General features: G+C 61.3%; 22 protein-coding genes. 7 read left to right on the top strand and 15 right to left on the bottom strand.

Annotated features, from left to right (window positions below; genetic code table 11):
- Positions 1–66: 66 nt before the first annotated feature.
- From FHT73_RS14270 to murA, 10 genes are all read right to left on the bottom strand, one after another.
- The gene (locus FHT73_RS14270) at positions 67–1,017 is read right to left on the bottom strand and encodes a lytic transglycosylase domain-containing protein (protein WP_112603462.1); all 951 of its coding nucleotides are present in this window, start codon (positions 1,015–1,017) and stop codon (positions 67–69) included.
- Between the two features lie 106 nt (positions 1,018–1,123).
- Entirely contained in the window at positions 1,124–2,239 is a 1,116-nt protein-coding gene (locus FHT73_RS14265) for an anhydro-N-acetylmuramic acid kinase (RefSeq protein WP_112603460.1), read from the bottom strand.
- 10 nt (positions 2,240–2,249) lie between these two features.
- The gene (locus tag FHT73_RS14260) at positions 2,250–3,269 is read right to left on the bottom strand and encodes a serine hydrolase (protein WP_183712378.1); all 1,020 of its coding nucleotides are present in this window, start codon (positions 3,267–3,269) and stop codon (positions 2,250–2,252) included.
- 21 nt (positions 3,270–3,290) lie between these two features.
- The gene (locus FHT73_RS14255) at positions 3,291–5,030 is read right to left on the bottom strand and encodes an ABC transporter ATP-binding protein (RefSeq protein ID WP_112603457.1); all 1,740 of its coding nucleotides are present in this window, start codon (positions 5,028–5,030) and stop codon (positions 3,291–3,293) included.
- Positions 5,027–5,866 carry an ABC transporter permease gene (locus tag FHT73_RS14250; RefSeq protein ID WP_183712376.1) on the bottom strand — a complete coding sequence of 280 codons (840 nt, stop codon included), beginning with the start codon at positions 5,864–5,866 and terminating at the stop codon, positions 5,027–5,029. Before FHT73_RS14250 ends, FHT73_RS14255 begins: the two co-directional genes overlap by 4 nt.
- The gene (locus FHT73_RS14245; RefSeq protein WP_112603453.1) at positions 5,866–6,825 is read right to left on the bottom strand and encodes an ABC transporter permease; all 960 of its coding nucleotides are present in this window, start codon (positions 6,823–6,825) and stop codon (positions 5,866–5,868) included. The genes FHT73_RS14250 and FHT73_RS14245 overlap by 1 nt, the downstream gene beginning before the upstream one ends.
- 129 nt (positions 6,826–6,954) lie before the next feature.
- Positions 6,955–8,454 (bottom strand): ABC transporter substrate-binding protein, encoded by a 1,500-nt coding sequence (locus FHT73_RS14240; protein ID WP_183712477.1) that lies wholly within the window; start codon positions 8,452–8,454, stop codon positions 6,955–6,957.
- Between the two features lie 103 nt (positions 8,455–8,557).
- Complete coding sequence (gene murQ, locus FHT73_RS14235) at positions 8,558–9,481, bottom strand: N-acetylmuramic acid 6-phosphate etherase (RefSeq protein ID WP_112336889.1); 924 nt, start codon at positions 9,479–9,481, stop codon at positions 8,558–8,560.
- A 271-nt stretch (positions 9,482–9,752) separates the two neighbouring features.
- The gene (locus FHT73_RS14230; RefSeq protein WP_183712374.1) at positions 9,753–10,643 is read right to left on the bottom strand and encodes an N-acetylglucosamine kinase; all 891 of its coding nucleotides are present in this window, start codon (positions 10,641–10,643) and stop codon (positions 9,753–9,755) included.
- Complete coding sequence (gene murA / locus FHT73_RS14225) at positions 10,640–11,896, bottom strand: UDP-N-acetylglucosamine 1-carboxyvinyltransferase (RefSeq protein WP_183712373.1); 1,257 nt, start codon at positions 11,894–11,896, stop codon at positions 10,640–10,642. Before murA ends, FHT73_RS14230 begins: the two co-directional genes overlap by 4 nt.
- A 227-nt stretch (positions 11,897–12,123) precedes the next feature.
- Between murA and FHT73_RS14220 the strand changes: the two genes are divergently transcribed.
- Together FHT73_RS14220 and FHT73_RS14215 are read left to right on the top strand one after the other, a co-directional pair.
- Positions 12,124–12,984 (top strand): MurR/RpiR family transcriptional regulator, encoded by an 861-nt coding sequence (locus FHT73_RS14220; RefSeq protein ID WP_112400849.1) that lies wholly within the window; start codon positions 12,124–12,126, stop codon positions 12,982–12,984.
- A 101-nt stretch (positions 12,985–13,085) separates the two neighbouring features.
- Complete coding sequence (locus tag FHT73_RS14215; protein ID WP_112603449.1) at positions 13,086–13,862, top strand: SDR family oxidoreductase; 777 nt, start codon at positions 13,086–13,088, stop codon at positions 13,860–13,862.
- A gap of 16 nt (positions 13,863–13,878) precedes the next feature.
- On the opposite strand, the gene nadC is transcribed toward FHT73_RS14215, so the two are convergent.
- From nadC to FHT73_RS14190, 5 genes are all read right to left on the bottom strand, one after another.
- Complete coding sequence (gene nadC / locus FHT73_RS14210; protein WP_183712371.1) at positions 13,879–14,736, bottom strand: carboxylating nicotinate-nucleotide diphosphorylase; 858 nt, start codon at positions 14,734–14,736, stop codon at positions 13,879–13,881.
- A 1-nt stretch (position 14,737) separates the two neighbouring features.
- Positions 14,738–16,279, bottom strand: a complete 1,542-nt coding sequence (locus tag FHT73_RS14205) for an L-aspartate oxidase (RefSeq protein WP_183712369.1) — start codon at positions 16,277–16,279, stop codon at positions 14,738–14,740.
- Positions 16,276–17,247 (bottom strand): quinolinate synthase NadA, encoded by a 972-nt coding sequence (nadA, locus tag FHT73_RS14200; protein WP_183712367.1) that lies wholly within the window; start codon positions 17,245–17,247, stop codon positions 16,276–16,278. The genes FHT73_RS14205 and nadA overlap by 4 nt, the downstream gene beginning before the upstream one ends.
- Before the next feature lie 69 nt (positions 17,248–17,316).
- Positions 17,317–18,219, bottom strand: a complete 903-nt coding sequence (locus FHT73_RS14195) for a hypothetical protein (protein WP_183712365.1) — start codon at positions 18,217–18,219, stop codon at positions 17,317–17,319.
- Positions 18,220–18,327: 108 nt separating this feature from the next.
- Positions 18,328–19,020, bottom strand: a complete 693-nt coding sequence (locus tag FHT73_RS14190; protein ID WP_112410861.1) for a GntR family transcriptional regulator — start codon at positions 19,018–19,020, stop codon at positions 18,328–18,330.
- A 130-nt stretch (positions 19,021–19,150) separates the two neighbouring features.
- Here FHT73_RS14190 and FHT73_RS14185 point away from each other — a divergent pair, with 130 nt between their 5' ends.
- Genes FHT73_RS14185 through FHT73_RS14165 form a run of 5 tightly spaced genes read left to right on the top strand, consistent with a single transcriptional unit; the run spans position 19,151 to position 24,425 of the window.
- Positions 19,151–20,155 (top strand): ABC transporter substrate-binding protein, encoded by a 1,005-nt coding sequence (locus FHT73_RS14185; RefSeq protein ID WP_183712363.1) that lies wholly within the window; start codon positions 19,151–19,153, stop codon positions 20,153–20,155.
- Positions 20,156–20,207: 52 nt separating this feature from the next.
- Positions 20,208–21,023 carry an ABC transporter ATP-binding protein gene (locus tag FHT73_RS14180; RefSeq protein ID WP_183712362.1) on the top strand — a complete coding sequence of 272 codons (816 nt, stop codon included), beginning with the start codon at positions 20,208–20,210 and terminating at the stop codon, positions 21,021–21,023.
- A 3-nt stretch (positions 21,024–21,026) separates the two neighbouring features.
- Complete coding sequence (locus FHT73_RS14175) at positions 21,027–21,890, top strand: ABC transporter permease (RefSeq protein ID WP_183712360.1); 864 nt, start codon at positions 21,027–21,029, stop codon at positions 21,888–21,890.
- A gap of 54 nt (positions 21,891–21,944) precedes the next feature.
- A complete protein-coding gene (gene araD, locus FHT73_RS14170; RefSeq protein WP_183712358.1) occupies positions 21,945–23,681 on the top strand; it encodes an L-arabinonate dehydratase in 1,737 nt (578 codons plus the stop codon).
- Between the two features lie 18 nt (positions 23,682–23,699).
- Positions 23,700–24,425, top strand: coding sequence for a ribonuclease activity regulator RraA (locus FHT73_RS14165; protein ID WP_183712356.1), 726 nt, complete (start codon positions 23,700–23,702; stop codon positions 24,423–24,425).
- Positions 24,426–24,427 lie beyond the last annotated feature (2 nt).

Raw genomic sequence — 24,427 nt, 5'->3', positions numbered from 1 at the left:
AGTAAAGCACAATCAAGCGACAGAGAATCAAACAATCACCAAGCATGCCGGAGCTATGCGCTTACATTAGTTCCTGAAGACCAGGCAGGAGCCGCCCTGCTGCCGGACTTGCGTGCAAACGGCATCCGCTTCCTCCCGCGTTTGCCGCGGAATGCGCGCCGCATAACGGACACGGCGGCCAAAGTCGGCATTGCGCTGCCGCACGATCAACGGCTTTTCCGCGTTCAGCGGAGCCGGCAGCTTCCGGATATTTGCGGTAAACAGACGGCGAGCGGCATCCACCTGAAAATGTTCGGCGAGTTGCGCGCCCCAGGGCGCCCAGGGCCGCTCCTGCTCCAAGGGAATGGGCTTTAGCCGCCGGCTTTGCGCAAGCGCGACACAGGAATCGACGAACGGCTTGCTCTTATCCAGCACCGGAGCTGCGATATCGGGCGGATCGTCGCGCCATTCCTCGACGCTGTGGGCGGTGATCGCGCTCACATAGTTGCGCGTCTCATAGGGAAGCCCGCCGGAATTCAGGAAATTGGCAAGACCGCCCTCGCCGGCATTATAGGCAGCGGCGGCAAGACCCAGATTGCCAAAACGGTCACGCAATTCATCGAGATAGGTCGCCGCCTTGCTAAGTGCTTCCAGCGCATCGTAGCTGTCGCGCACGCCACGCAGCTTCGCCGTTCCCGGCATGAACTGCGCGATGCCGCGAGCGCCCTTAGGGCTGACTGCATCGGAGCGAAACAGGCTTTCACGCCAGACCAGCCGCGCCAGATATTCCGGCGGCAGACGATTGCTGTGAGCGAAATACTCGATGGCCGTGCAGAGATCGCGATTGTAGCTGTCCTTGCGCAGGCAAAGCGTCTCGCCCGTCTCCGTCGTCATTGGGCCGGAAACGCAGACGGGAGGCGCAACGCGCCATTCCGGTTGCGCAGCTGCTGGGCTAAAAACAAAAGCATCGATGGCAAATGCGATCGCAAAAGCAACGATGATGCCGACGAAGCCTGCCCGGTAATGCCTGCCTGCCATATAAGCGATATCCGTCCGAGACCAAGCGATCGCAAATTCGTGGCCTCTTCATATCATCGATGGACGGAAGCGAAAACCTCTCACGCGATAGCTGGTTCGCGGGCGGCTATTGCGCGAGGCGGCCGCCGCGCATCGGCGCCGGCACGCCCGTCGTGCCGGGAAAGCTGATCGGCAGGCCCCGCAGCACGCGCACCGCGAGAAACGCAAAGCACTCCGCCTCCACCGCGTCGCCGCGCCAGCCGAGATCTTCGGCGAAGATCGGCTCCACCCCGGCCCGGCTCTTCAGCATCGACATGATCGTCGGATTATGCCGGCCGCCGCCGCTGACGACGACCTTGGTGGGCCTGCGAGGAAGGAGATCCAGCGCCTTGCCCACAGCGCTTGCCGTGAAGGCCGAAAGTGTGGCTGCACCATCCTCCGGGCTGAGGCCATCCGCCATGGAGGCGCCGAAATCGAAACGATCCAGCGACTTCGGATAGGGCGCCGTGAGATAGGGATGCTGCAGCAGCCGCTCGAGCCGTGCCTCATCGACCTTGCCGGCAGCCCCAAGCGCACCGTCGCGGTCCATCTCGCCAAGCCCGTGCGACTTGATGAAGTCGTTGAGCGGCGCATTGGCCGGGCCGGTATCGAAAGCAACGAAATTGCCTTCTCCATCCGACCAGGTGACATTGGCAACGCCGCCGAGATTGAGAATAGCCGCCTCGCCCGCAGCACCTGCACCGCGCAACAGCGCGGTATGGTAGGCGGCAGCAAGCGGCGCTCCCTGCCCGCCGGCGCGCATGTCGGCCGAGCGGAAATCATAGGCGACCTTCGTGCCGAGAATGGACCGCATCAGCTCGCCATCGCCAAGCTGGCGCGTCTGCCCCAACCGATCCTTCTGTGGCGCGCGATGCAGGACAGTCTGGCCATGGAAACCAACGACACCGATGTCTGCCATCGTCATGCCATTCCCTTCGACCAATTCCCTGACCGCCTCCGATTGCGCCCGCGTCAAGGCCTCCTCGGCTTGCTTGAAGATCGCCGGCTCCGGCCCTTCAAAATTCCAAACGCGCGCCTGTGCCAGCGTCTCTTCCAGGAGCCTGCGGATCCAATCGGGATAGGGGGCCAGCACGTAAGGGCCGAATTCCGCGACGCGCTCGCCATCGGTCTTCAGCATGGCGACATCGATATTGCCGTCGAGGACGGTCCCGGTCATCAGACCGACTGCCCAGATTGGTTCCATGGTCAGGCTCCTATGCTGCGTTGACGAGATCGCTGACGGACTGACGAAGCGCCAGTATGCCGCTGTCGAAGTGGCGCGTCGGATGGATGCGGTTGGTAAGGAGGGTCCAGGCCTTGCCTTGGTCAAAATCGACCCAGAGGGCCACGCCTGTAAACCCCGTATGGCCGATCGTGCCGGGCGAGCAAAGAGTGCCGCCATGCCAACCGTCATGGGGCCGTTCCCAGCCATGGGTGCGAGTGGCGGAAAGCGGTGTCCGCATCAGCGCGATTGACTGCGCCGACGCGCCGCTACCGTCAAGCAACCCCTTGGCGAAATCGAGAATCGCGTCCGCCGTTCCGAAGAGACCGGCATGGCCGGCACCCTGCAATGCCGAACAATTGTCGTCATGAACCTCGCCCGACAGAACGCGGTGGCGCCAGGTGCAGTCTTCCGTTGCAGCGGCCAATTCCGGCGGCGCGGAAAAGGCAAATCCAGACCCCGGATCCATAGCGCGGATCGTCTTTCTATTCAGCCGCTCCAGAGCGAAGCCTAGCAGGATGAAGTTGATATCGGAATAGACGGGCGGCCCGGCGCGCCATTCGCGCTGCAGGATGAAGGCGCGCAGAAGCTCTGGGTCACGGCCATAGGTGTAGATTGGCTCGACTGCCGGAAACGGTGTCTGGTGGCCGAGGCATTGCCGGAACGTCACTTTCCGCTCCCAGGCCTCGGCACTATATTGACGCAGATCGGGCAGGAGTTCGACCAAGGGAGCATCGAGGTCGATCGTGCCGGCCTCGGCCAGGGCCAGGATGCGCGGCGTGGTGAAAATGACCTTGGTGAGCGACGCAAGGTCGAACCAGGTGTCGACCAGCATCGGCCTGACATCCGGTACCTTCTGTGCCGAACCAACGGCGCGGACCTGCCTGATACCGTCGAGATCGACCATGCCAAGCACGCCGCCGGGGATGCGCGCCGCCGAAACCGATTGCTCGATCGGCGCGAAGGCTCGATCAAAACGCTCCTGAAACTGCATGCTCCCCCTGCTTGCCATCTCGCCTCTCCTCGGCCTCGTTCAAGCTTCCGCCAGCGCGATGTGATCCGGCGCAAAGCGGCGCCACTCGGGAACGGTGGGCTCGAAGCCTAAAGGACGCACCAGGGACGGAACCTGGCGGGTGTCGAGCGTGAAGTTTTCCTTGCGCCGCGCCACCGTCGGAACCGCCGCGATCAACCGCCTGGTATAGGAATGCTTGGGCTCCGACAAGACTGAGGCGGCATCGCCGATCTCGACGATCTGCCCTGCATAGATCACCGCGATGCGATGGGCGATCCGCTCCACGACAGCCATGTCATGAGAGATGAAGAGATAGGCAAGCCCATATTCGCGCTGCAGTTCGATCAGCAATTCCAATACCTGTGCCTGGACGGACACGTCGAGCGCGGAAACCGCCTCGTCAAGCACAAGTACGGACGGGTTCAGCATCAGAGCGCGCGCGATGCACAGTCTTTGCCGCTGGCCGCCGGAAAATTCGTGCGGATAGCGTTCAAGGGCGTTTTCCGGCAGGCCCACCCGCTTCAGCAGCATCAGCATGCGTTCGCGCGTCTCGACTGAGACGCGCGCACCCGATGCTATCACCGGCTCGGCGAGGATGTTGTCGACACGAAGGCGCGGATTAAGCGAGGCATAAGGATTCTGGAAAACCATTTGCACCGCGCTGGTGCGATCCGCCGCCTTGCCGCTATTCGTCGCAAAAGTGCCGCGGGTCGATTTCACCAATCCGAGGATTGCGCGGGCCGTGGTGGATTTACCCGATCCACTCTCGCCGACGATCGCCAGCGTCTCGCCCGGCATCAGGTCGAAACCGACGCCTTCGACGGCGTGAACGGCGCCTGTCGGTCGATGCAAGAAGCTGCCCTTAACCGGAAAACGGACGGTCAAGCCATCAACCTTCAATGCCGGCTTGGACGACGCCTCATCCCTTTGAAAATCGGTGCGTGCAGCCTGTCCCGAGGCGAAATGTGGAACGGAATGCAATAGATGCCGGGTATAGGGATGGGTTGGATGATCGAGGATCTGATTAAGCTCGCCCTGCTCAACCGCCTGACCTGCCTGCATCACCATCACCTTGTCGGCAATGCCGGCGACGAGGCCGATATCGTGCGTGATGAAGATCATCGACATGCCGGTCTCGCGCTTCAATTCGGCAAGAAGTGCCATGATCTGCGCCTGCACGGTGACATCGAGCGCCGTCGTCGGCTCATCGGCAATCAATAGACGCGGATTGCAGGCAAGCGCGGTTGCGATCATCACTCGCTGCAACATGCCGCCGGAAAGCTGGTTCGGGCAATAGGTCATCCGCCGCGCGGCATCGGGAATACGCACGCGATCCAGCGCATCCTTGGCCGCCGCCTTTGCTTGGCTGCCGGTCAGGCCGCGGTGCAGCCGGAAGGATTCCTCGATCTGCGTGCCGATGGTCAGGACCGGGTTTAGCGAGGTCATCGGCTCCTGGAAGATCATGCCGATCTCGGCACCACGGGTCTTCGTCAGTTCCGCTTCGCTCGCCTTGGTGAGATCGAGGATGCTGTTGTCGGCACGCTTGAGGCGGATCGAGCCGCCGGTGATCCGGCCCCCGCCGAAATCGACGAGGCGATTGAGTGACAGTGCTGTTACCGACTTGCCCGAGCCGCTCTCGCCGACGATCGCCAGCGTCTCGCCGGCTTCGAGATCGAAGCTGACACCACGCACGATGGGATTGGCCTCGGGATTGCGCCCGAAGCCGACGCTGAGATCAGAGACGGAAAGAAGCGGTGTCATACCGTCGCCCTCCGCATCTTCGGATCAAGGATATCGCGCAGGGCATCGCCAAGAAGGTTGAAGCCGAGGATGGAGATCATGATGGTCACGCCCGGGAAGATCAGCAGCCAGGGTGCCGTTTCCATGAGATTGCGGCTGTCGCTCAGCATCAGGCCTAGCGAGGAGGCCGGCGGCTGCGTTCCCAGACCGAGGAAGCTGAGGCCCGCTTCCGTCAGCAGCGACCAGGCAAGCGCCAGCGTCACCTGCACGGTCAAGGGTGCGACGAGATTGAGCAAGAGATGCCGCGTCAGAATGTAGGAACGGCTGCTGCCGAAGGTGCGGGCGGCATTGACGAAATCGCGTGCCTTCAGCGAAAGGGCCGGGCCTCGCACCACGCGGGTAAAAATCGGCGTATAGACAATCGCAATCGCCGCAACGCTGGTCCAGGTGCCAGGCCCGACAATGGCGATGATCAGGAGTGCCAGTAGGGTCGCCGGGAAAGCTAAAAGCACATCCATCGCGCGCATGATGATGCCATCCCAGCCCTTGCCAGACCATGCCGCCGTCAAGCCAAGCAGCGTACCGAGCAAGGTCGCAAAGGCAACGGAGAAGAAGGCGACGGTGAAGGATTCGCCGATGCCATGCATCAGGCGGCTCGCAACATCGCGGCCGAAAAGATCGGTGCCCATCCAATAGGTGAGGTTCGGGGCGTGCAAGCGGTCGATGCGGTTCTGCGTCAAGGGATCATGCGGGGTCACACCCGACGTGCCGAGAATGGCAAGTAGAACATAAATGAGGACGATGATTCCGCCGATCCGGCCGCTCATATGTCCAAAGATGGCTTTGACGATGCTCATTAGCCTTCTCCCAGACGGACGCGCGGATCAAGCGCGACATAAGCGAGATCGACGAGCAGATTGACGATCATGAAGTTGAAGGCAATGAACAGCACGCTGCCCTGCACCAGTGCATAGTCGCGCTGCAGGATGGCATCGAGCACCATGCGGCCAAGCCCCGGCAGGGCATAGATCTGCTCGACCAGCACAGCGCCGCCCAGCAGATAGCCGAATTCGACGCCGCTCAGCGTCACCACCGGGATCAGCGCATTCGGCAGAGCATGCCGCCAGATGACACCGCGCGCCGGCACGCCGCGGCTGCGGGCGGTGCGGACATAATCATCGCTCAAGACGTCGAGCATGGCCGAACGCACGACACGCGTCACCGAGGCGGCGAAGGCGAACCCCAGCGTCAGCGCCGGCAGGATCATTTGGCCGAGATTTTCAAGCGGGTTCTCCCAAAGGGGCGTGAAGGCACCCATGGTCGGCAGCACACCGAAACCGGCAGACAAGGCATAGATCAGCAGAAGGCCGAGAACGAAATTCGGCGTGGACTGCCCGATCATGGCGACGATGCGCACGAAAAGATCGGAGAACTTTTCGTTTCTGGTGGCGGCAAAGACGCCCGCCGGCAGGCCGATCGTAAGCGCGATCACCATTGAAAGCAAGGCAAGCTCGAGCGTCAGCGGAAAACGCTCCAGAATGATATCGAGAACCGGCTTGCCATAGGTAACGGATATGCCGAGATTGCCCTGGAATACGCCGAGCAACCAATGCCAGTATTGGACGGGCCAGGACTGATCGATGCCGAAATAGGCGGCAAGGGCCTGCCGCTGCTCCGGCGTCAGCAGGCCCGCGTTGGTTCCGAGCATCGCTGTGATCGCATCGCCAGGCACCAGCCGGATGGCGACGAAGACGAAGATGGACACGCCCAGCATGATCAGCGGGAATGTCATCAGCCGGCGCGTCAGATATGACATTGCAATTCCTCTAAAACAATTTCAGCTGAACCAAGACGTGAACTGACAGATGAAATTGCGTAAAAACAAAGAGATAGAGCATTTCCATGAGATCGCTCGAAAGGGAAATGCTCTAGGTCCCGATCATCGTTACTTGATCGAGACCTTGCTCAGACCGAACAGCGAGCCGGTCGGCGTCGGTATGAAGCCCGCCACGTTCTTTTGCTCGGCCGTGTAGCCATAGGCCGTATAGAGCCAGATCCAGGGCGACACTTCGGCAAGATGCTTTTCGAACTCGGCGAAGATCTCCTTGCGCTTGGCAGGATCGGTTTCAGCGCGGCCCTTCTGCATCAGGCTGTCGAGCGTGTCGTCGATATAGTTGGCGACCTTCTGCAGATTGCCCGTCTTGGTCCAATAACGGTTGTACATGGAATAGGGGTCGGCACTGCCGCCGTTCAGCGCAACGGCCATGTCGAAATTGCCCTTCAGCCAGGTGTCGACATAGACGTTGAGTTCTATCACCTTGATATCGAGCTTGATGCCGATTTCGGCAAGCTGCGACTGGATGACCTGCGCCTCGGCCGTGGCGGTCGGCGGCTCGCCGGTTGCGGCGATCACCGTCGCCGAGAAACCATTGGCAAAGCCGGCATCGGCCATCAGCTTCTTCGCCTTGGCGACATCGCGCGTGTAACAGAAGAGCTTGCTGGGATCGGTCGCATAGAGCGGCATCGTCAGCGGCCCCGTCACCTTGCCTTCGCCGAGGGCGGCCGTATCCATCACATCCTTGCGATCGATGGCGCAGGAAATTGCCTGGCGCACGGCCGGCTGATCCATCGGCTTCCGAGAGGGATTGAGCTGCAGGACGTTGTAGGAGAGCACCGGCGTTCGGGTGAGCTGCAGTTTCGGCTCCTTCGGCACCAGCGTTGCGACAAGCGGATCGTTGAGCAGCGCGAAATCGATCTGACCGGTGCGGAGCGACGCAAGGATCGCGGTTTCATCCGGCAGCACGCTGATATTGATGCCATCGACGCCCGTGGCGCCGCCGGCCCAATCCTTATTCGCGCTCAAGACTTCCTTGGAATTCGGAACCCAGCTGTCGAGCTTGAAGGGGCCGGAACCGATCGCTTTGGTGCCGATGGTGCCGGCGGTGATTTCGCTGGCCGGCACGACGGCAGCATTGAGGCTGGTCATCGCCGTCAAAAGGGGAACGTCGGGCTGCGACAGATTGAAGACAACGGTATTGGCATCGGGCGTATCGATGCTAGCGATCGACAGGAAATTGGCGCGGGCAACGGCGCCGGTCGCCTGATCGAGAATGCGCTGGAAGGAGGCCTTGACGTCAGCCGAAGTCACCGGCGCGCCGTTCTGGAATTTGGCCTTGGCATTGAGCTTGAAGGTCAGCTGCTTGCCGTCGGGGGAGAACTGCCAGCTCTCGGCAACGCCGGGCACGATCTGCAGATTGCTGCCGAGGCGAACGAGCGGCTCATAGATCAGCTCCAGCAGGCGGATGGAGGAGAAGGCCGTCTGCTTATGCGGATCAAGCCCGGTCGCGTCCTGCGACCATGCCATACGCAGCGTCGCTGCCTGCGCCGGAATCGCGACGGTCGCCAGACCAACCCCCACGGCCAGCGCTACTCCCGAAATCAGCATCTTTGCAAAATTCCCTTTCACTTTCAGTCCTCCAAATTTTTTTAAATGTCCCCGGCCGATTTTAGCCTATTGATTGCCGTCGCGGCGTGCCGCGATGGTTGTCTCAAGCAGTCCTGGCGTTGATGGCCTTACGCAGGAATCCATCAGCGTTTTGCAATGCCGCGCGGGCTTCTTCAATGCCCATCCCGGTAATTTCCATGAGAATGGCAAGCTTGACGTCGTTGCCGGTGAGATCAAGCACGCGGCGCGCTTCCTGCTGGGTACAGCCGGTCGCCTGCATGACGATGCGCGAGGCGCGCGCCACGAGCTTCTTGTTGCTGGCGCTGACATCGACCATCAGGTTCTGATAGCTCTTGCCAATGCGGATCATGCTTGCCGTCGTCAGCATGTTGAGAATGAGTTTCTGCGCGGTGCCCGACTTTAGCCTTGTCGAGCCGGTCAGGATTTCCGGACCAACGACCGGCGAGATCGCCAGATCCGCAATACCGGCGATGATGGAGTTCGGATTGCAGGAAAGTGCCACAGTGAAGGCGCCGATGCTCTTGGCGTAATTCAGGCCACCGATCACATAGGGCGTGCGACCGCTGACGGCGATGCCGACGACGACATCATCCTTGCTCAGCTCGATCTCCTCCAGCGCCTGGCGCCCCTGCGCCGGATCGTCCTCCGCGCCCTCGATCGAGCGCCGCAGCGCATCCGGACCGCCGGCAATAAGGCCGACGACCATGTCCGGCGCCACGCTGAAAGTCGGTGGGCATTCGGAAGCGTCGAGAACGCCGAGACGGCCGCTCGTGCCGGCACCCATATAGATCAGCCGTCCCCCCTTCTGGAAGGCGGCGACGATTTGATTGACGGCGGCGGCGATCGCCGGAATGACCTTCTCGACGGCGAGCGGCACCGTCTGATCCTCATAGTTCATTTCACGTAGGATATCGAAGGTCGGCAGCAGATCGATATGCATCGTATTCGGATTGCGCCCTTCGGAAACCAACTGCTCCAGTTCGGATATCAACGTCTGCTCTGTCATGGGCCTGCTCGCGAAATAACGCTTGAGTATCAATAGGTCAGGATGGCGAGCTCGATCCATTAAGATCGGGCTCGCCGCAGCAAAGATTGGCTTTCAGTTAAACGGAAGACCAAAGTCAGCCGGGACTGAGGATGGCCTTTCTGGCTTCGTTCCCCGTCCATTCCCTGTTTACCTTGGTTAACACTATGTCCATTTATTCCTTTCGTCAATCCAGAAAGGAATAAAATATTCCATATCGATCGCGCAAAAGCTCTGCCCTCAGTCGCATCGTTCAATGTTGGCAAATCGCCCTTCTGGCGAGGATGATAGCCCCTGAGACGGCATCGCCGTCGATGGGTTTCAAGCGACGGCGTACATCGGGCGAGAGCCAAGGCTCGAGCGGGCTTGCGAGACCACCAAGCAGGCAGACGCGCGGCGCACCTTTTTCGAACAGGGTGCGAACCAGCGTATCGATATGGGCGGCTGCACTTTGCACGATACGCCGCGCGGCGGCATCGCCCTGATCGGCATGGCGGAGGACCATCGGTGCAAGGGCCGCATAATCCGTGGCCGAAGCCCTGTCCATCCAGGCGACCGCCTCCATCGGATCATTCTGGAAGCGTTGCATGATTTCGGCCAACAGCGCCGTCTTCTGTTCGCGGCCATCATGGGCACGCAGCGCAAGCTGCACCGCCTTCAGCCCGAGATAGGCGCCGCTGCCCTCATCCGAAATCGGAAAACCATAGCCGCCGACCCGCAATTGCCGTCCTTCGACGAGACCGAGCCCGATCGAGCCCGTCCCGGCAATGACGATGGCACCATCGCGACCGGAATGCGCGCCGAAGCAGGCGCCCTCCCCGTCGCTAATGAACTTGATGCTGGCAAATGGATGCTCTATCGCCTTCAACGCATCAAGCGCGCCCTTGCGGCCGATGCCCGCCAACCCGACGCCGACGTGGATGCGCCCGATATCGTCGGCACTCAACCCGGCTTCTTCTATTGCTGCGTCAAAGGCACGCGAAATCGACGCCCATGCTTCGGCGATCCCGAGCCTGGTCGTTGCCGGGCCGGACAATCCCTGCCCCAAAATCATGCCTTCAGCATCCTCGATGCGCGCCCGGCAGCCAGTACCGCCGCCATCGATGCCGAGGAAATAAGGAGCGTTTTCCGATACGGCGGTCATGACGTCAGCCGTTCGATATCGGCGCCGCAGAGACGCAGCTTGCGGTCCAGCTGCTCATAGCCGCGATCAAGATGATAGACGCGGTTGACGATGGTTTCGCCCTTGGACACGAGGGCGGCGAGAACCAGCGACACGGATGCCCTGAGGTCTGTCGCCATCACCTGCGCGCCCTTGAGTGGCGCTCCGCCACGCACCAGTGCCGTCGTGCCCTGCAGGGTGATATTGGCGCCGAGCCGCGTCAACTCCGGCACATGCATGAAGCGATTTTCGAATACGGTCTCGCGGATCAGCGTCGCGCCTTCAGCGCAGCAGGCGAGCGCCATGAACTGCGCCTGCAGGTCCGTCGGGAAGCCCGGATAGGGTTCGGTTGTGATATCGGCTCCCTTGAGCGGGCCGTTCCGGGAGACCACCAGACCGCGATCACTCGGCCAGACGCTGACGCCCATGGCCTCAAGCGCCTGGACGACTGAGGCCAGATTTTCCAACCGGGCATGAATAAGCTCGAGCTGACCGCCGGTGATCGCCGCTGCCACCGCATAGGTGCCTGCCTCTATGCGGTCAGGGATGCCGTGATGCTTGGCCGGACGCCAGTCGGTGTCACCATCGATGAGGATGCGATGGGTCCCCGCCCCTTCGATCCGCGCACCCATGGCGCTGAGGCAGGCCGCGAGATCCGCCACCTCCGGCTCGCGGGCTGCGTTCAATATCTCGGTTTCTCCCTTGGCGGCGCAGGCGGCCATCATGGCCGTTTCCGTCGCACCTACGGATGGCGAACTCAGCACGATCCGCGCGCCCTTCAGCCCATTTGAAGCCGAAGCGACGATCAGGCCACTTTCGATCGCAATATCGGCGCCCAACGTCGCCAGGGCTTTGATGTGCATATCGACGGGCCGCGCGCCGATGGCGCAGCCGCCAGGAAGGGAAACACGCGCATGGCCGAAGCGGGCAAGCAGCGGCGCCAGCACCAACACAGTCGCCCGCATACGCCTGACCGTATCGTAGGACGTCTCCTTCGAGACGATGTTATTCGCATCGATCGTGGTGCCATGCGGCCCGCGCTCAACTCTGGCACCGTGCAGGGCAATGACATCGAGCATGTTCTCGACATCGCTGACTGCGGGCAGGTTCGTCAGTTCCAGCGGATGCGGGCTCAAGAGCGCCGCTGCGATTTCCGGCAAGGCGGCATTCTTGGCGCCGGCGATGGTCACCGCGCCCTGCAACCGTCTGCCGCCGGAGATGCGAAGTCTGTCCATGATGAGTATCCGTCGAGGAAAAGGTGAGGACACCGCGAGTCCTTCACGCATTTCTTCCAAAGACTAATCGGCCATTCCAGAGTGTCAATCAGATTTGGAATTTTTTATTCCAATTTGCTGTGATACTGTCCGATCGCACGAAGCGAGATTGCCGAGCTAGAACCGGATGCTATTTTCGGTGCGCTCGCGTCGGCGGGTGAAGCGGCCTTGATGGCTCGAAGGGACAAATGTCGATCTTAAAGAAAATCAGCGCGCAGCTCGAAACCATGGCGCCCGCCGATCGCCAGATCGGACAGTTCATCATCGATAATCCCGACCAGATGCTGCGCCTGTCCTCAGCAGCGCTCGCGGTCGAAACCGGCCGCAGCCAGTCGAGCGTCGTCAAGTTCAGCCAGAAGCTAGGCTATGCCGGCTATCAGGAATTGAAACTTGCCGTCAGCGAGGCGAAAGCGCAGGAATGGCAGGCGCCGGCCGGTATGATCCACGGCACGATCGAGGTGGGCGACGGCTATCTCACGATCCTGCAGAAGCTGCTCGGCAGCAAGATGCAGGCGATGCAGCAAACGATCTCGGTCAACAACGAAGCCGATATCGAAAAGGCTCTCGAGGCACTTCATGACGCGCGGCGCATCCATCTGGCAGGTGTCGGCGCCTCGTCGCTGGTCGCACGCGACTTTTCCTACAAGCTGATGAAGCTCGGCCGCAACGTGCTGCATGACAGCGATAGCCATGTGCAGATGGCGAATGCATCGACCTTGGGGCCGGATGACCTGCTCTTTGCGCTTTCCTATTCCGGCGCCAGCATCGAGACGCTACGGATTGCGGAATTGGCCAGCCAGCGCCGAGCAACCGTCATCGCCGTCACCGGGCTGCAGGACAATCCACTCGCCCGCGTCGCCGATATCTGCCTTCATACCGTCGGCGATGAAGATCGCGTCCGCTCCTCGGCAATCACCGCCCGCGATGCACAGCTGATGCTGACCGACCTGCTGTTCATTCTCCTGGTGCAGCGTCAGCCTGACGCCAACGACTATGTCCATAATAGCGAGACGGCCGTTTCGGTGCTGAAGGCCAAGCGTCTTTCGTAAGATCGCGCTCCGGTAACCAAGCTGTGACGACCGCGACCCTGTACGGTGGTGATTTCGGGACGTAGCTTGGCGATCCAAGCAAATCATTCCGGAGACATTCCATGGACCTCGGCCTCAAGGATAAAGTCGTTCTGATCACCGGCGGCTCGAAGGGCATCGGCTATGCCTGTGCCGAACTCTTCTTGGAGGAAGGCGCCCGGGTCGCGATCTGTTCGCGCTCACAGTCCAATATAGATGCCGCCCTCTCCAGGCTTCCCGGCACACGCGGCTACGCCGTCGACCTGATCTCCGACGAGCAGGCACTTGCCGTGGTGAACAAGGTCGAGTCCGACGTCGGCCCGATCGATGTCCTCGTCAACAGCGCAGGTGCCGCGGCCCGCACGCCGGCGGATGAGTTGACCCCTGCCATCTGGCGGGCTGCGATGGACGCGAAATACTTTTCCTACATCAACGTGATCGATCCCGTCATCAAGCGCATGGGCGCGCGCGGCACGGGTGCCGTCATCAATATCATCGGCAACGGCGGCAAGGTCGCCTCGCCCGTCCATCTCGCCGGCGGATCGGCTAATGCTGCCCTGATGCTCGCAAGCGTCGGGCTTGCCAACGCCTATGCCGGCAAGGGCGTGCGCGTCGTCGGCCTCAATCCGGGCCTCACCGAGACGGATCGCGTTGCTGAAGGCCTGAAGGCGGCGGCGAAGATCTCAGGCTTGACCGAAGAGGAAGCGCTAGCCGATGCCCTTAAGCGCATCCCGATCGGCCGCATGGCCGATCCAGCCGACATCGCCAATGTCGTCGCTTTCCTGAGTTCGGCCAAAGCAAGCTACGTCACCGGCGTCGTGATCAGCATGGACGGCGCACAGGTGCCGGTGGTCGTTTGACCCGGGATCGGCGGCTCTAAGCCGCCGCCTTCCAGTCCAGCCCGATATCGAGCGTCGGCGCGCTATGCGTCAGCCAGCCGACGGAGATGAGATCGACCCCGGAGGCGGCGATTGCGGCAGCCATTGCCGGCGTGATGCGGCCCGACGCTTCAGTAATGGCCCCGCCGCCGACGATATCGACCGCCTCGCGCAGTTGATCCGGTGTCATATTGTCAAGCAGCACGGCGTCGACGCCTTCCTGCATCGCTTCGCGAAGCTGCACCAGCGTATCCACTTCGACTTCGATCTTGACCATATGACCGACGCCCGCCTTGGCTCGGCGGATGGCTTCGGCGATGCCCCCGGCAATTGCGACGTGATTGTCCTTGATCAACACCGCGTCATAAAGCGCGAAGCGATGGTTCATACCGCCGCCGGCGCGCACCGCATATTTTTCCAGAGCCCTGAGGCCCGGCGTCGTCTTGCGAGTGCAGACGATCGAGGCCTTCGTGCCGGCGATCGCCTCGACGATGCTGCCGGTCACGGAGGCAATACCGGAGAGATGGCCGAGGAAGTTAAGCGCGGTGCGCTCCGCCGTCAGCAGCCCGCGGGACGGTCCCTCAATTGTCGCAATGACATCGCCGACACCAACCTTCGCACCATCGGGCACGTGACGGGTCATGGCGATAGCGGGATCCACGAGCTGGAAAGCCAACTCGGAGGCATCGAGACCCGCGACGACACCGGGCTGGCGGGTTACCATAGCAACGCGGGACCGATGTTCCGCCGGGATGACGGCCGTGGATGTGACGTCGCCGGCAAGGCCGAGATCCTCGACCAGCGCATTGCGCACCAGCGGCTCGACGATCAGGCGCGGGAGGGGAGCAAGTGTCATATCAGGCACTCCTTGCCATGGAATAGGGGGTAACAGACCGGGCGATATCCAGCGCGTCGGTAAGATGCATCATACGGCGTTGCGCATGCTGCAGTTTCAGCGGAAAATCCGTGCGGGCATGGGCGCCGCGCGATTCCATCCGGAGACTTGCGAAGACGGCGATCAGCAAGGCCACCAGCGCAGGGTCGGTTGCCGTGCTTTCGTTCTCACAAAACGGCAGGAGAGCCGCAATGGCGCCATGGATGGCGCCGCCATTGCGCAGCACGCCGAGATGCCGCGAGGCAATCGGCCGAACGAGTGCCGGGTCTGGCACGAATGTCTCGGGGAAATGTTTCGGCAAGCTTGCAGGGCTCACATCGCTACTTGCAATATCGTGCGCCGCCCGCATGCCCATAACAGCCGCCTCCAGCAACGAATTGCTGGCAAGACGGTTGGCGCCGTGCAGGCCGGTGGAAGCCGCCTCGCCCACGACCCAAAGGCCAGGAACCGAACTGCGGCCGTTCTCGTCGGTGGCAACGCCACCCATGTGATAGTGAACGGCAGGACGTACTGGAATGAGGTCACTCGCCGGATCGACGCCTGCCTCGTTGCAAAGGGCTTCGATCACCGGAAAACGGCTGGCGAAACGGTTGCCGAGCGCAGCTCGCGCATCGAGAAAAACCCGGCCGCCGCGGGCGATTTGCGCGCTAATGGCGCGCGCGACGACATCACGCGGCGCAAGCTCGGCACCTTCGACGTCAGCCATGAAACGCTCACCGCTTTCATTAACGAGAAGCGCGCCCTCGCCGCGGACGGCTTCGCTGACAAGCGCCAGCGGGCGCCTGCGGCTGTCGAGTGCGGTGGGATGAAATTGTACGAACTCCATATCGGCAAGCCGCGCCCCGGCCCGTGCCGCAAGCGCAATCCCCTGCCCGAAATTGCCGACCGGATTGGTCGTGGCATCGAACAGGCCACCAATGCCGCCCGTGGCAAGGACGATACGGGAGGACGGCAAGACGACGCTGCCCTTGTCGGTCACGCACAGAAGGCCGGCGACGCGATCCCCATCCAGCAACAGGCGTTGCGCCTGACAGCCCTCGAGCACCGTGATCGACGGCGTACGGGCAACCGCCTCGGCAAGCGCGCGGACGATAGCAGCCCCCGAACCGTCGCCCTTGGCATGCACGATACGCCGAAGCGAGTGTGCAGCTTCAAGGCCAAGGGACAATTCGCCTGCCATATCGCGGTCGAATTCAACACCCGCCCGTTCTAAGGCGGCGATCGCGGCAGGTGCTTCGGCGACAATCCTCGCCGCCACTTTCCCGTCGCAGAGCCCGTCGCCGGCGGCAAGCGTATCCGCGAGATGCAGGGCCGCACTATCGCCCTTGCCGATGCTGGCGGCGATGCCGCCCTGCGCCCAGGCGCTCGACGTTTCCGCGCCGATCAGGGCACGGGTGACGATCACGGCCGGCTCGGGCGCTAGTGTCAGCGCCGTCATCAATCCGGCAAGGCCGCTGCCAACGATGACGATGCGGCCGCTCAAGTCTTCGAGGATCTCGCTCATATCGCCAGCATCCTTTCAACCGCCCGACGGGCATCGGCCGCAATCGTCGGGTCGACCGTGACCTCGTGCCGCCCCTCTTCCAAAGCCTTACGGATATTGCCAAGGGTGATGCGCTTCATGTGCGGGCAGAGATTGCAGGGCCGGATGAACTCGACGTCCGGATGATGCACGGCGACATTGTCGCTCATCGAACATTCGGTGAGTAACACCACACGCGACGGGCGCTTCTTGCCGACATAGTCGGACATGACGGCCGTCGAGCCTGCGAAATCCGCCGCCGCAACGACGTCGGGCGGGCATTCCGGATGGGCCAGCACCGTTACGCCGGGGTAATTCTCGCGTAGCTGGCGAATATCGTCCGCGGTGAAGAGTTCATGAACCTCGCAATGCCCATGCCAGGCGATGAGCTCGACATTGGTTTCGCGTGCGACGTTGCGGGCCAGATATTCGTCCGGCAGCATCAGCACCTTCGGCACGCCGAGCGATTCCACCACCTGCCGGGCATTGCCCGAAGTGCAGCAGATATCAGACGCCGCCTTCACGGCTGCCGACGTGTTGACGTAGGTGACGACAGGAACGCCGGGATGGGCCTGACGGAGCAGCGCGATATCTTCGGGTGTGATCGATTCCGCTAGCGAGCATCCCGCTTCCATGTCCGGGATCAGAACCGTCTTTTCCGGGTTCAGCAGCTTGGCGGTCTCGGCCATGAAATGCACGCCGGCAAGGACGATGATATCGGCATCGACGTCCACGGCCTTGCGCGCGAGCGCGAGACTGTCGCCGACGATATCGGCAACGCCGTGGAATATCTCCGGCGTCTGATAGTTGTGGGCGAGAATGACGGCATTGTGCCGTCGCTTCAATTCGAGGATCGCCTCGACATCATCCTGGAACGACAGCCATTCGGCTTTGGGGATGACGCGGCTGACACGATCGTAAAGGGAGGATGCGGATATGGGAAGATTCATGGCCGGCTCCTTATTATACTCATGTTGAGCATATCATGAGCAAATAGATATTCTCAATATGAGCATATGTCAATTGCGGGAGAGCGGTAATTTCGTTCCGGCGAATTCGCGTTCTTCGAGGACTGCGCGGCGGAAGCGGAAGAGCTTGGCTGGACGGCCGCCGGTCTCGCTTTCGGTGCCGCCCGTTTCCTCCACAAGTTCCTGCTGCTCGATCAGCCGGCGGAAATTTTGCTTGTGGAGCGTAAGGCCGGCCAGCGCCTCGACGGTTTTCTGCAATTGCAGCAACGTGAAGTTTTCCGGCATGAGTTCGAAGACGACGGGCCGATATTTGATCTTGGCCCTAAGCCGCGCCATGCCGGTCGCAAGGATGCGGCGATGATCGGCAAACATCGATCGGCCAAAATTGTGCTTGAGATCGCAGCCCGCCTCGGCGACGAGACGCGCCTCATAGAGCAATTCATAGCGCTGCAGGACGAGATCCTCGTTCCATGCCGCACCATTCAGCCCGAAGTCGAAATCGGCGCGCCGTCGGCGCTGATCGCGGCGCATCGCATCCTCCTCGATCCATGGCGCAAGCCGGGCGGCGATATCGTCGAGAATAGCTGGAGAACCGTTTCGGTGATCCTCCCAAGGGAGATATTCGTACCAGCCATGCCAGCCCGGCATCCCGCCGCCGGGGGCAGCCTGTTCGCGCACGAGCCCGAGATAGCTGATCGAAATCGTGCGACCGCCGAGAATGTCATTGTTTCGATCGCGATCGGCAAACGTATAAAGCTGCTCCAGATAGCCGACGGGATGGGCGGTCTGATCCTGAACCCATTCGCGCAATCCGCTCTGCAAGGTGCGATGTCCGAGCTCAAACGGACCGGACGGCAAGGCATCGCCCGACCGCACCGTCATCACCCTGGGATCACTGCCCGTAACGGCCGTCAGAACCGCGATCAGCTCCGCATGCGCAAGCCCGATGGTCAAGCGAACTCCATGATTTGTTTCCCTGTAACTTTGTCGCATGAAGCAACGCGCAAGCCAATGCGGGTGCTGGCACGCTCCACATCTCACGTAGGTGCGGAAGCCAATAGGCTAGCGGCTCACATAGTCCGGATATTGTTCGCAGATGAGATCGATGATCGACAGGGTGCCGGAGAGATGCTTGCGCAGGGCGACGACGGCGGTCTCCGCATCGCCGGAACGGACAGCGTCGACAACCGACTGATGATCGACGATGATCTGCTCCAGCTTGCCAGGCATCGGCAGGTTCAGCATGCGCAGTCGGTCGATGTGCACCCCCTGGCGCCGGACGGTCGACCAGAGGCCGAGGATATCTGCTCTCTCGTAAAGCACCCGATGAAAATCCTTATCGAGAGAATCGAAAAGATCGTAGGTCTCAGGCGACATGACATGTTTCTGACGCACCAGAACGGCCTCCAGAGACGCTGCCGTTTCATCGGGTGAATCCAGCGTCAGCCGTCGAACGGCTTCAAGCTCGATCGACAATCGCAGAAAATGCGCCTCGATAGCGTTGCGGATATCGATCCTCGAAACGACGGTCGCATATTGCGGATAGACCTCCACCAACCCCTCCTCCTCGAGCCGGATCAGAGCATCGCGCACGGGGGTCTGGCTGACATTGAATTCGCTTTGCAGCGAGATGCGCGACAGGACCGTCGTTGGCGGCAGGCTCATCGAAAGAATGCGCGATCGCAGGATCTCCAGGATCTGAGGTCCCACCTGACGGGAGCGATCAAGTGCGAATTCCTTCGGATTGAGCTTCACTGGCGGCCTTTCTGATCAAGAGCATCTGCTCATTAAACACAGTTCGGGGCTTGATGCACTGATACATTAGTGCTTTAGTGAACCGACGCCAACCTCTTTCTCAAAGGGTTGGATCAATTGGGAGGAGCAAATGAGAGGATTTCTTCGCTGTTTGACCGCGATCGGCGTGGTGATTGCCGGCACCTTTTCAGCCGGTGCGGCCGAAAAGACCGATATTTCGATCACGCGTCAGCCGGGCATTCTTTATCTCGCCAGCCATGTAATGGAGACGCAGAAGCTGATTGAGAAGCATGCCGCCGCTGATGGCCTTCAGGGCGTCAAGGTTGAATGGCGCACCTTCAGTGGCGGTGGCGCGCAGACTGACGCGCTGCTCTCCGGCAACGTCGATATCGTCAATACCGGCACCGGCAATCTGCTGCTGCTTTGGGACCGCACCCGAGGCAAGGTGAAGGGTATCGTCACCAATTCGGCCCAACCCGTCATCATGGTTTCGCGCGACCCGCGGATTCAGTCGCTGAAGGATATTCAGCCGGGCGACAAGATCGCCGTGCCGACGGTCGGCGTCTCCACGCAGGCAATCCTGCTGCAGATAGCCGCCGCGCAAATGTATGGCGACGATCAGGTGCACAAGTTCGATACCAACACGGTGCAGCTTGGCCATCCCGATGCGATGGCAGCGCTTGCCAACCAGACCCATGAGGTCAAGAACCACTTCTCCGCCCCGCCCTTCCAATATCTCGAGCTGAAGCAGCCGGGCGTTCACAAGGTCATCGATTCCCGCGATATCATCGGCGGCGAACTGACCCAGGGCACCTTCTTCACTACGACGCAGTTCGCAACCGCCAATCCAACCATCATCAAGGCCGTGCGCGAGGCGACGGCTGAGGCCATCGATTTCATCAAGCAGGATCCGAAATCGGCCGTGGAAGCCTACAAGACCGTCAGCGGCGACAAAACCAGCGTCGAAGATCTCGTGGCGGTCCTGAACGAGCCGCACATGATGGAGTTCCGCATGGATCCCCAGGGAACCATGAAGTTTGCGACCCACCTCTACAAGATCGGCACTCTGAAGACGATGCCCAAGGCCTGGACCGACTATTACCTGCCGGAAGCAGCCGATCTCAATGGCAACTGACGCCTGTTGGCGGCGCGAATGCCGCCTTCAAGCCATCCCTCGGAGAAGGCTCATGCTTCAGGCAAAAACGCACGCCGACATACCGGTAACGGAAACAATGACCGTAAAACCGCTTCTGAATGTCGACAGGGTAACGCTTCGCTACAAGACGCCGAACCTGCTGATCACCGCGACGGAAAACGTCAGCTTCTCGGTTGCCCAGTCTGACCGCTTCGTCCTCCTTGGTCCCTCGGGTTGCGGAAAATCGACGCTGCTGAAGGCCATCGGCGGCTACATGACACCGACCACGGGCCGGATTGAGATCAAGGGGCAACCGGTCAAGAAGCCAGGCGCCGACCGCATGATGGTCTTCCAGGAATTCGATCAGCTGCTGCCCTGGAAGACGGTGCTGGAAAACGTCATGTTTCCGCTGACGACGGCTCGTCGCCTGCCGCGCGGCGAAGCCGAGGCCATCGCCCGCGACTACATCGACAAGGTCAAGCTCACACGCGCGGTCGACACCTATCCGCACATGCTGTCAGGCGGCATGAAACAGCGTGTCGCAATTGCCCGCGGCATGGCGATGCAGCCCGATATCCTCTTGATGGACGAGCCTTTCGCCGCACTTGATGCCCTCACCCGCCGACAGATGCAGGACGAACTCCTACAGCTCTGGGAAGATACGCGCTTCACCGTCATCTTCGTCACCCACTCGATCGCCGAGGCGATCAAGATCTCCAACCGCATCCTGCTGCTGTCGCCGCATCCCGGCCGCGTTAAGGCCGAGGTGCGCGATGTGGAAGCCGTCCGTGACGATCCCGCTGCCGCCGCCAAACTGGAGCAGGAAATTCATCACATGCTGTTTGCCGAGCAGGGCCACAGGGAGTAAGCCATGAGCGCACCGCAGATTATCCTTGCCCCGCAGGCCGCAGAAGCCGCCGACCCTATCGCAGCCGTCGAGCAGAAGCTCGGCATGATGGAACTCCTCTGGCAGTCCGGCCTGTTCCGCAAATCATTGCTGATCGTTATCCTCGCCGTCATATGGGAGGCCTATGCCCGGCATCTCGACAATCCGCTGCTATTCCCGACGCTGAGCGACACGCTGACCGCGCTTTATGACCGGTTCGCCGATGGCGTCCTGCCGGCTCGCATCTGGACCACGCTGAAGATATTGGTGACCGGTTACATCTCGGGAACGGTACTTGCCGCCGTGCTGACGGTCGTTGCGATCAACACCCGCATCGGCACCGATTTCCTCGAAACCATGACGGCGATGTTCAATCCGCTGCCGGCCATCTCGCTTTTGCCACTCGCGCTTATCTGGTTCGGACTCGGTCCAGCAAGCCTCGTCTTCGTACTCATACATTCCGTGCTCTGGGCCGTCGCTCTGAACACACATGCCGGCTTCCTCGGCGTCTCGCGCACCTTGCGCATGGTGGGCGCCAATTACGGGCTGACGGGGCTTTCCTATGTATTCCGCATCCTGATCCCCGCCGCGTTCCCGTCGATCCTCACGGGGTTGAAGATCGGCTGGGCCTTTTCCTGGCGCACCTTGATCGCCGCCGAACTCGTCTTCGGCGTCTCCTCCGGCCAGGGCGGGCTTGGCTGGTTCATCTTCGAAAACCGCAATCTTCTCGACATTCCCTCGGTCTTTGCGGGCCTGCTGACTGTGATCGTCATCGGGCTTATTGTCGAAAACCTGGTCTTCCAGACGATCGAACGCCGCACCTTGCTGAAATGGGGCATGAAAGAATGAGGCGGCGCACGGATTATCCCTTCCACCAACATTCGAATACAAGGCGCAAATACGATGAATAGCAGGAAGAATCCCCAGGACTTGCGCAGTGCCCGATGGTTCGCGCCTGATGATCTCAGAAGTTCGGGACATCGCTCACGGACCATGCAGATGGGCTATGCGCCCGAGGAATGGACGGATAAGCCCGTCATCGCCATCCTCAACACCTGGTCCGATGCCAATCCGTGCCATGCGCATTTCAAGCATCGCGTCGAGGACGTGAAGCGCGGCATCTTGCAGGCCGGCGGCTTTCCGCTGGAGCTGCCGGCGCTGTCGCTGTCGGAAAGCTACGTCAAGCCAACGACTATGCTCTATCGCAACATGCTCGCGATGGAGGCCGAAGAGCTTTTGCGCTCGCACCCGGTCGATGGCGCCGTGTTGATGGGCGGCTGCGACAAGACCACACCTGGCCTCGTCATGGGCGCGCTCTCCATGGGCCTGCCGATGATCTACCTGCCGGCCGGCCCGATGCTGCGCGGCAATTACCGCGGCGAATATCTGGGCTCTGGTTCCGATGCCTGGAAGTTCTGGGACGAGCGCCGCGCCGGCACCATTTCGGAGAAGGAATGGGTCGATGTTGAAGCCGGCATCGCCCGCTCCTATGGTCACTGCATGACCATGGGCACGGCAAGCACGATGACGGCAATCGCCGAGGCACTGGGCCTGACGCTGCCGGGTGCAAGCTCGATACCCGCCCCAGATGCCAATCATATCCGCATGTCATCAGCTGTCGGTCGGCGGATCGTCGAGATGGTGTGGGAAGATCTCGTTCCCTCGAAAATCGTCACGCAGGCCGCGGTCAACAATGCCGTCGCTGTCGCGATGGCGACGGGCTGTTCCACCAATGCCGTCGTGCATCTGATCGCGATGGCGCGGCGCGCCGGCATCAATCTCTCGCTCGAAGATCTCGACAAGGCCGGACGCACGACACCGGTGCTCGCCAATATCAGGCCGACCGGCAAGACCTATCTGATGGAGGATTTCTATTATGCCGGCGGCCTGCGCGCCCTGATGGCGAAGCTCTCCTCGAAGCTCGACCTCTCGGCGCTCACCGTCTCCGGCGTTACCCTCGGCGAAACGCTCGAAGGCGCGAAATGCTACAATGACGATGTCATCCGCTCGCTCGACAATCCGGTCTATCATGAGGGGTCGCTTGCGGTGCTGAAGGGCAATCTTGCGCCCACCGGTGCCGTCATCAAGCCCGCCGCCTGCGATCCGCGCTTTCACAAGCACCAGGGTCCGGCGCTCGTCTTCGACAGCTATCCGGAGATGAAGGCGGCGGTTGACGATGAAAATCTCGACATCACGCCTGATCACGTCATGGTGCTACGCGGTGCTGGTCCGCAGGGCGGCCCCGGCATGCCGGAATGGGGTATGCTGCCGATCCCGAAGGCGCTCCTGAAGAAGGGCCACAGGGATATGCTGCGCCTTTCTGACGCCCGCATGAGCGGCACCAGCTACGGCGCCTGCATTCTGCACGTCTCACCCGAGTCCCATGTCGGGGGGCCGCTGGCGCTGCTGCGCAATGGCGATATCGTCAGCCTCGATCTGGAGGCGCGGCGCATCGACATGCTGGTCGACGAGGACGAGCTGCAGCGCCGCCGCGACGCATGGGTCAAGCCTACGGAAAAATTCGGCCGCGGCTATGGCTGGATGTTCTCGCGCCATGTGGCCCAGGCCGATACCGGCTGCGACTTCGATTTCCTGGAAAACAGCTTCGGCCCGACGCCGGGCGAACCAGACATCTATTGATCATAAAGGATATATCGCATGAGCAATTATGTGCTGAGCAAAGAGACGCGCGACAAGCTGATGGGCGTCGCAACACCGACGATCGCCACCGCGCTTTTTCGGCGCGGCCTGCGCAACCAGTTCATTCAGGATGTGCGCCCGCTCTCGCCGAAGAAGGCGAACATGGTCGGCCAGGCTTTCACGCTGCGCTATATTCCGGCGCGCGAAGACCTGAATACGCTGGAAGTCTTCCGCAACCCGGAACATCCGCAGCGGGCCGCCGTCGAGCAATGCCCGCCCGGCTTCGTGCTGGTCATGGATAGCCGCAAGGATGCACGTGCCGCCTCCGCCGGCTCCATTCTCATCTCGCGGCTGCAGGTGCGTGGCGTGGCCGGCGTCGTTACCGATGGCGGTTTCCGCGACAGCCCGGAGATCGCCGCGCTCGATATTCCCTCCTATCATCACCGCCCGTCTGCGCCGACGAACCTGACCCTGCATCAAGCCATCGAAATCAACGGCCCGATTGGCTGCGGCGACGTCGCGGTTTTCCCCGATGACGTTCTCGTCGGTGACAATGAGGGCGTCATCGTCATTCCGGCACATCTCGCTGATGAGATTGCCACTGAGACCGTGGAAATGACGGCCTACGAGGATTTCGTCACCGAAGAGGTGATGAACGGCGCCACTATCATCGGCCTTTATCCGGCGACCAGCGACGCGCCGAAACTCAAATTCGCCGAATGGCGGAAACAGAAGGGCCGCTGATC

This window comes from Rhizobium sp. BK098 (assembly GCF_014193155.1).
Taxonomy (GTDB): domain Bacteria; phylum Pseudomonadota; class Alphaproteobacteria; order Rhizobiales; family Rhizobiaceae; genus Rhizobium.
The sequence above is the reverse complement of the archived record's forward strand: the minus strand, read 5'-3'. Positions and strand labels throughout refer to the sequence as shown.